Genomic DNA, 7,028 nt, shown 5'->3' with positions numbered 1-7,028 from the left:
GAGCGCGACGGCGACGACGAGGGTGGGTCCGCCGCCACTCCGGGCCCCGCCAGCGCTCCCCGCACCCACCGCCGCCCGCGTCGCGAGCGCGGCGAGGACTCCGTACCCGACGAGGTGAAACGGCGTGGTGAGGCCGATCCAGGCCGGCAGGCCCCCGGGTCCACCGTCGACCGCGGGCGCCGCGCCCGGAATCGGAACGAGCGAGGCGAGCAGCACGAGGCCCGCGAACGCGACGGTGACGGTCCAGGGGTCGCGTTCGAAATGCTCCCGACGCGTCGCGTCCGCGCTGTCGCGCTCGTCGTCCGTGCCGGGCCCCCTCACGGCTCGGATCTCGGTCCGGATCGGGTTAACTCCCGGTATCGTCGGCAACGTGCGCCCCGTCGCGTCGAAACCCCCGTCCTCGGGGAATTCTCTGGGGACCGAACGGATCCGTCTGGACTCGATCTGGAGTAATCAGTTTCGATTACATCTGCGAATGAACACCTAACATGATTCGGGCCCAATATAATGATAGAGCATTACATGACCGAAATGGGTGGCTACAGGAACCGGGTTGCACAGGTCGACCTCGGTGAAGGCGAGGTGAACTACCAGGGGATCGACGACGAGGACGCGAAAAAGTACATCGGCGCGCGCGGCCTCGGCGTGAAGTACGTGTTCGACAACGGGCCGGACGTCGACCCGATGGGGCCGGACAACCGCCTGGCGTTCATGACCGGGCCGCTCACGGGGACCCAGACCGTGATGAGCGGCCGGATCGCGCTGGTGACGAAGTCCCCGCTGACGGGGACCGTCACCGACTCCCATCACGGCGGGTGGTCGGGCGCCCGCCTGAAGTGGGCCGGGCTCGACGGGATCCTGCTGGACGGCGAGAGCCAGGACCCCGTCTACCTGGTCGTCGAGGACGGCGACGTCGAGGTGCGTGATGCCTCCCACATCTGGGGGTACGGCGTCCACGACACGATCGCCGAGCTCGGCGAGGAGGTCGACGGGTCGGTCGGCAAGAACGTCTCCGTGATGGCGATCGGACCGGCCGGCGAGAACGGCGTCCGGTACGCCTGCGTGATCAACGAGGACGACCGCGCGTCCGGCCGCGGCGGCACGGGCGCCGTGATGGGGTCGAAGAAGGTGAAGGCGGTGGTCGTGAAAAGCGGTACCGACATGCCGAAGCCCGCCGACCCCGAGACGTTCCAGGAGGGGTACCAGCAGGCGATGGAGGTGATCCGCGAGTCGGACGTCACCGCGCCCAACGAGGGCGGGCTCTCCGTGTACGGGACGAACGTCCTGATGAACATCACCGAGGAGATGGACGGGCTCCCGACGAAGAACGCCAAGTACACCTCGACGCGGGCGTTCGCCGACGCGGAGGGCGCCGACATCGACGCCGAGGCGGTCTCCGGCGAGAACGTCCGCGAGAACATCCTGGTCGACGAACCGACCTGTCACTCCTGCCCGGTCGCCTGCAAGAAGGAGGTAGAGGTGCAGGTCAACCACAAGGGCGAGGACATGAACGTGAAGATGGAGTCGTACGAGTACGAGTCCGCCTTCGCGCTCGGCCCGAACTCGGGTCACTCCGAACGCGACGACATCGCCGTGATGATCGACCGCTGTAACGACGTGGGCGTCGACACCATCGAGGTCGGCAACATGATGGCGATGGCGATGGAGCTGACCGAAGAGGGCAAGCTCGACGGCTACGACGACGACCTCGACTGGGGCGACAGCGAGACGATGATCGACCTCATCACCGATATTGCGAACCGCGACGGCGACCTCGCGGACCTGCTCGCGGAGGGCGCGACCGCGTCGCGAGCGAGGTCGACGGCGCCGGCAACTCGCTCGCGGTCAAGGGGCAGACGATCCCCGCGTACGACCCCCGCTGCATGAAGGGGATGGGGATCGCGTACGCCACCTCGAACCGCGGCGCGTGCCACCTCCGTGGCTACACGCCGGCCGCGGAGATCCTCGGTATCCCCGAGAAGGTCGACCCCTACGAGTGGGAAGGGAAGGGCGAGCTGACCGCCACCTTCCAGGACCTTCACGCCATCTCGGACTCGTTCGACATCTGCAAGTTCAACGCCTTCGCCGAGGGGATCGAGGAGTACGTCCTCCAGTACAACGGCATGACGGGCCGTGACGTCTCCGAGGACGACCTGTTCGAGGCCGGCGAACGGGTGTACAACCTCGAGCGGTACTTCAACAACCTGGCCGGCTTCGACGGCGCAGACGACACCCTACCGAACCGCTTCATCGACGGCCACCCGGACGCGATCCCCGGGCAGGGTGCCTCCGAGGGCGAGCTCTGTGAACTCGACGAGATGAAAGCCGAGTACTACGAGACTCGCGGCTGGATCGACGGCGTCGTCCCCGACGAGAAGCTCGACGAGCTCGGGATCGAGGTCGGGCCGGGGACCGGCGTCTCCGCCGGCGACTCCGCCGCGCCTGCCGACGACTGATCGGTCGCGTCGGGCCGGCACACCTCCGCCGACTCGGCACACTTCCGCCGGCCCGGCGCGTCCGCCCGGCACACCTCCGTCGGCTCGGCGCGTCCGCCCGCCGTCTCGGTCGCCTATTTTTTCGTTCGCCAATTCTTGTGTAATCCATCCGTGTGACTGGCACAATCGCTTCCGTGAGCGCGCGGTAGTTGTACCTCTCAGAGGACGCGCCGGATCGAGAGGCGGCGATCGAACTCGCGAAGGGATACGCCGATAGTGAGTGTGTCGGGCAATTCGGAGAGGTTACCGACGTCGAAGAAACCGAAACGGAGTGGCGCATCGAATTTCGGACGCACACGCTCTCCGGTACGAACACGCATCGCGTCCGGATCACCGAATCCGTCGAGAACGTGGTCTCACACGACCGATCGAGTCGGTTCGACCGATCTCGGGTATTGTGAACACATAACGTACTACGATGTCCGTTGTTGTTCTCGATCGAACTCTGTAAGTGGATTAATATCTATTTTAGACCACCGATATGAATTATTGAAGATAAAATTTATTAGTACGGGATTTTGAAAGACAGACACCCTGGTGATACGAGTGCCGAAGATGGAATCCGCACAGTTCGAGACGAACCTCAGTCTCTTCAAGTACGACAACCTGGAACAGCTGCCACCGGCGTACCGCGATCTGGACGAGGACGAACGTACAGAACGCATCACGGCCGCGAAAGACGAACTCGGTGACGACGTGGTCGTCCTCGGCCACAACTATCAGCGCCGTGAAATCGTCGAGCACGCGGACTTCGTCGGCGACTCCTATCAACTCTCGAAGGAGGCCGCCAACGCCGACGCCGACTACGTGATCTTCGGCGGCGTGACCTTCATGGCCGAGTCCGCGGACATCATCACCGACGCCGATCAGTCGGTGATCCTCCCGAGTATGGAGGCGTCCTGTCCGATGGCGGGGATGGCCGAGGCCCTCCAGGTCGACACCGCGTGGGCCGAGATCACCGGCGCTGCACCCGACGATACCATCGTCCCGATCACGTATATGAATAGCTACGCCGATCTGAAGGCGTTCTGTGCCGAGCAAGGTGGGCTGGTCTGTACCTCCTCGAACGCCCACGAGGCCTTCGAGTACGCCTTCGAGAAGGGTGACAAGGTCCTCTTTCTCCCGGACAAGCACCTGGGCGAGAACACCGCCCACAGGCTGGACATGGCCGACGAAATCGTCGAGTGGGACCCGTGGGACCCCGAGGGGAAAGACGCCGAGGTCGTCGTCGAGAACGACATCATCCTCTGGGACGGGTACTGTCAGGTTCACGAGCGCTTCCGGAAAGCGCACGTCGAGGACCTCAGAGCGCGCCGCCCCGACGCGAACGTCGTCGTCCACCCCGAGTGCCGCCGCGAGGTCGTCGAGGCGGCCGACGTGGTCGGGTCGACTGCGACGATCACCGAGACGGTCGAGACGGCCGACCCCGGCGAGACGTGGGCTATCGGCACGGAGATCCACCTCGCCAATCACCTCGACCGCTGGAACCCCGAGGTGGAGGTACTGCCGCTGTGTGGCGACGCCTGCATGGACTGTAACGCCATGCGCCAGATCGACCCCAACTACCTGACGTGGGTACTCGAAGAGCTCGTCGAAGGCCGCGAGCGGAACGTCATCGAGGTTGCACCGGCGGAGGCGGAACTCGCCCAGGTCGCCCTCGACCGTATGCTCGAGGTCTGAGATGAGCGCGAACAACACCGACGCGGCCGCCCGCGACGACTACGAAGACTACGACGACTACCGGACCACGGACGTGCTCGTGGTCGGATCAGGCATCGCCGGGCTCGCGGCGGCGCTCGGCGCAGCCGACGAGGGGGCGGACGTGACTGTCGCGACGAAGGCGACCTGTCCCGAGGGTGCCTCCTCGTGGTGGGCCCAGGGTGGTATCGCCGTCTCGCGGAACGACCCCGGGCAGTTCAAGGAGGACATCCTGGCCGCCAGTGCCGACACGGCCGACCCCGAGGCCGTCGACGTACTCGTGGACGACGCGAACGGTGCCGTCGAGGACGTACTCGTCGACACGCTCGGCGTCGCGTTCGACACGAACGGCGAGGCGGACGAGTGGGACTTCGGTCGCGAGGCCGCCCACGACGAGCCCCGAATCCTGCACGTCGACGCCTCGACGGGTAAACACGTCCACGTCCCGTTTCTGAACCATCTCGACGACCGCGACGATGTCGAGATCTTGGACGACACCGCCGCGCTCGAACTCGTCTCTCACGAGGGGCGAGTCCACGGCGCCCTGCTCGAACGAGACGGCGAGGTCACGCCGGCCTTCGCCGGTGCGACGGTACTGGCGACGGGCGGTATCGGCGACCTCTATCCGCGCTCGACGAACCCCGACGGAGCGACCGGTGACGGCATCGCCATGGCCGCGCTCGCGGGCGCCGACGTAGCGGACATGGAATACGTGCAGTTCCACCCGACGGTGTATCCCGGCGGAGACGATCCCGGAGACGGTCCCTTCCTCGTCAGCGAGGCCGTCCGCGGTGAGGGCGCGCTGCTCCGCAACGCCGAGGGCGAGCGGTTCATGCCAGACTATCACGCGGACGCGGAACTCGCGCCGCGGGACGTGGTCGCTCGGGCTGTCCAGACGGAGCGCGAGGCCACCGGCGAGGTCGTGCTGGACGTGTCTCCGCTCGACTTCGCGGCGGAGTTTCCCGACCTCACCGCGAAGTGTGCGGCACGCGGCGTCGACTGGGAGGCGGGCATCCCGGTCGGTCCGGCCGAGCACTTCCTCTGTGGCGGCGTCGACGTGGACACCGACGGACGGACGTCCCTGGATCGGCTCTACGCCGTCGGGGAGTGTTCCCGCACGGGCGTCCACGGTGCGAATCGCCTGGCTTCGACCTCGCTACTGGAGGGACTCGTGTGGGGGCTGCGCGCGGGCGAGGACGCTGCCGACCACGACGCCGAGGTCGTCGAGGCCCCGGCGCTGCTGGACCGCGATCCGGACTTGCCCGAGAACTTCGCCCGCGAGAAGTTCGTCCGGCTGCGCCGCGTGATGGGCGAGTCCGTCGGCCTCCGTCGTCACCCCGACGACGTGCGCCGCGCCCAGGCGGTCCTCCGGCGGCTCAAGGGCGAGGTCGACGCCTACGTCCGGACGCGCACCTCGCGATCGCTGTACGAACTCCGCTTCGCCTCCGTGACGGCGCTGCTGATCGCCCGGGCCGCCGCCGAGAACGGAGAGTCCGTCGGTACGCACAACCTCGTCGAGGACCCCGTGACCTCCCGGGCGGACTGAGCGGCGGAGCGGATTCCGATGATTCCCGACTCCAAGATCGAACGGTGGCTCCGCGAGGACGTGGGCCACCACGACGTGACGAACCACGTGCCCGGCGAGACGACCGGCCGACTGGTGGCGACGGAGCCCGGCGCCGTCGCGGGGCTGGACGCCGCCCGCGCCGTCTTCGAGTACCTCGGCGTGACGGTCACCGATAGCGCCGCCGCCGGCGACCGGGTCGAGAGCGGCGACGCCGTCCTCCGCGTGGCGGGTCCGGCTCGCGAGGTGCTCCGCGGCGAACGCGTCGCCGTCAACGTTGCCGGGCACGCGTCCGGCGTGGCGACGGCAACGCGGAACGCGGTCGACGCGGCTCGTGCGGTCGACGGTGATGTACGGATCGCGGGCACCCGCAAGACAACGCCCGGACTGCGAGGTATCGAGAAGCGGGCCATCGTCGCTGGCGGCGGCGACACCCACCGGTTGGACCTCTCACATACGGTCATGGTCAAGGACAACCACGTGGCCGAGATGGGTCTCGAAGCCGCCGTCGAGCACTTCCGCGAGCGGGCCTCCTTCACGACGAAGGTCGAAGTCGAGGTCGAGGGGCCCGCGGACGCGCCCCGCGCCGCCGAACTCGGCGCCGATATCGTCCTCCTGGACAACATGGACCCCGAGACGACCCGGGAGGCGGTGGGACGGCTCCGCGAGGTCGCCGACGACATCGATCGCGAGGTACTGGCCGAAGCCTCCGGCGGGATCACCGTCGGAGCCGTCCCCGACTACGCGGGGACCGGCGTCGACGTGATCTCGATGGGTTCGCTCACTCACTCGGCGGCGACGCTCGATTACTCATTTCGGGTCGGATGAGCGACCCTTCAGCCCGATCCTGGTACGCTCACCGGTCGACGGCAGTGGGTTGCTGATCGTCGTCGACGGCCTGTTGTAACAGGTCTCGCTCCCGGTCCGAGTAGCCGATGACGCGAACGTCGTCGAGTGTCGTCGGTTCGTACCCCCGGATCTCCTCACAGATGAGCGATGCGCCTTCGTGCGTGTGGAATCCGCCGGAGCCACAGCCGAGCAGTGGGAGGACGAGCGATTCACAGTCGAGGTCGTCGGCCGTGCCGAGGGAGTGCCGTGTGGCCTCACGGACGCTCTCGGCCGTCGCGAGTGGGTGCGGGCCCGAGTGCGACATCGCGGCCGCGTGGATCACGTACTCGGCATCGAGATCGTACACTCGGCATCGAGATCGTACGCGTCCGTGACGACGACTTCCCCCAGTTCGATCGGTCCACGGGCGACTGCGTCGCGTT

The 7,028-nt window shown here is 67.1% G+C and carries 5 protein-coding genes and 2 pseudogenes; 5 read left to right on the top strand and 2 right to left on the bottom strand.

The window, feature by feature from the left end; all coding sequences use genetic code 11:
• Nucleotides 1-321 (bottom strand): annotated as a pseudogene (locus GJ633_RS12475) (hypothetical protein); the annotation flags it as partial.
• Nucleotides 322-522: 201 nt separating this feature from the next.
• Between GJ633_RS12475 and GJ633_RS12470 the strand changes: the two are divergent.
• From GJ633_RS12470 to nadC, 5 genes and pseudogenes are all read left to right on the top strand, one after another.
• Nucleotides 523-2,456 (top strand): annotated as a pseudogene (locus GJ633_RS12470) (aldehyde ferredoxin oxidoreductase family protein).
• A gap of 188 nt (nt 2,457-2,644) precedes the next feature.
• Nucleotides 2,645-2,896, top strand: coding sequence for a hypothetical protein (locus GJ633_RS12465; RefSeq protein ID WP_156589091.1), 252 nt, complete (start codon nt 2,645-2,647; stop codon nt 2,894-2,896).
• Nucleotides 2,897-3,050: 154 nt separating this feature from the next.
• A complete protein-coding gene (gene nadA, locus GJ633_RS12460; RefSeq protein WP_156589090.1) occupies nt 3,051-4,175 on the top strand; it encodes a quinolinate synthase NadA in 1,125 nt (374 codons plus the stop codon).
• 1 nt (nt 4,176) lies between these two features.
• On the top strand, nt 4,177-5,739 hold the full coding sequence (locus GJ633_RS12455; protein ID WP_156589089.1) for an L-aspartate oxidase: 1,563 nt from the start codon (nt 4,177-4,179) through the stop codon (nt 5,737-5,739).
• Between the two features lie 18 nt (nt 5,740-5,757).
• Nucleotides 5,758-6,585 (top strand): carboxylating nicotinate-nucleotide diphosphorylase, encoded by an 828-nt coding sequence (nadC, locus tag GJ633_RS12450; RefSeq protein WP_156589088.1) that lies wholly within the window; start codon nt 5,758-5,760, stop codon nt 6,583-6,585.
• A 28-nt stretch (nt 6,586-6,613) separates the two neighbouring features.
• On the opposite strand, the gene GJ633_RS12445 is transcribed toward nadC, so the two are convergent.
• Nucleotides 6,614-6,952 (bottom strand): macro domain-containing protein, encoded by a 339-nt coding sequence (locus GJ633_RS12445; protein WP_321169067.1) that lies wholly within the window; start codon nt 6,950-6,952, stop codon nt 6,614-6,616.
• Nucleotides 6,953-7,028: the final 76 nt, after the last annotated feature.

Origin of the sequence: Halorubrum sp. CBA1125 (assembly GCF_009742825.1) — an archaeon.
In the GTDB taxonomy this organism is placed as follows: domain Archaea; phylum Halobacteriota; class Halobacteria; order Halobacteriales; family Haloferacaceae; genus Halorubrum.
Note: the sequence above shows the minus strand (reverse complement) of the source record. Positions and strands in the feature narration are given on the sequence as shown.

Bases quoted from the DNA above. Each gene is read 5' to 3' on its own strand.
- nadA (WP_156589090.1), top strand. From the start codon at position 3,051: ATGGAATCCGCACAGTTCGAGACGAACCTCAGTCTCTTCAAGTACGAC.
- GJ633_RS12455 (WP_156589089.1), top strand. From the start codon at position 4,177: ATGAGCGCGAACAACACCGACGCGGCCGCCCGCGACGACTACGAAGAC.
- nadC (WP_156589088.1), top strand. From the start codon at position 5,758: ATGATTCCCGACTCCAAGATCGAACGGTGGCTCCGCGAGGACGTGGGC.